At 59.1% G+C, this 797-nt stretch carries 1 protein-coding gene; it reads left to right on the top strand.

Translation table 11 applies throughout. The features are described from left to right. Nucleotides 1-797 (top strand): ShlB/FhaC/HecB family hemolysin secretion/activation protein (locus tag HYQ67_RS23820; RefSeq protein WP_202308662.1); only part of this gene is annotated, 797 nt, incomplete at both ends.

Below are 797 nucleotides of genomic sequence, written 5' to 3'. Positions count from 1 at the left end.
GGTTTGACGGGGAATAACCTGCTGGGCCTGGCGGACAGCTGGTTTGTCAGCGGCGGGCGCAGCAGCGCCTTCTCAAACTCAAAGGATGCGCAGAATTTTGCCGCCGGGGTCAGCGTTCCTTACGGATACAGCCTGCTTGACTACAGCTACAGCTGGAACAACTACCTCAGCACCATTGATAACAACGGCTATGAGTGGCGCTCGAGCGGTGATACCGAAACCCACCGCGTTAACCTTTCTCACGTGTTGTTCCGCAACGGCGACATTAAAACCGGCGTCTCCGTCGGCCTGAGCCACCGTATCAACCGTAATTACCTGGACGACGTATTGCTGCGCAGCAGCAGCCGTAAGCTCACCAGCCTGCTGTTTGGCCTGAACCATACGCAAAAAATGTTAGGCGGGGTCGCCACGTTCAACCCGACCTTCAGCCGGGGCATGCCCTGGCTGGGGGCCGAGGAGGATGGCAACAAAAACGGTGACCTGCCAAAAGCAGAGTTCCGCAAATGGAGCCTTAACGCCAGTTTTCAGCGCCCGGTGGCGGAAAACCTGTGGTGGCTGGCCAGCGCCTACGGGCAGTGGACGCCGGACCGCCTGTACGGCAGTGAACGGATGACCATTGGGGGAGAAAGTTCGGTGCGGGGTTTTAAAGAGCAGAGCATCTCGGGTGATAACGGTGCTTACTGGCGTAACGAGCTCAACTACACCCTGTTTACGCTGCCGGTTATCGGTCAGGTAAGCGCGCTGGCCGCGCTCGACGGCGGCTGGCTGCATTCCGACCGGCTCGATCCGTATGCAGG

Source organism: Dryocola clanedunensis subsp. sulfonylureivorans (assembly GCF_016756775.1).
GTDB classification, from domain to species: domain Bacteria; phylum Pseudomonadota; class Gammaproteobacteria; order Enterobacterales; family Enterobacteriaceae; genus Dryocola; species Dryocola clanedunensis.
This window is presented reverse-complemented; position numbering and strand designations above follow the sequence as displayed.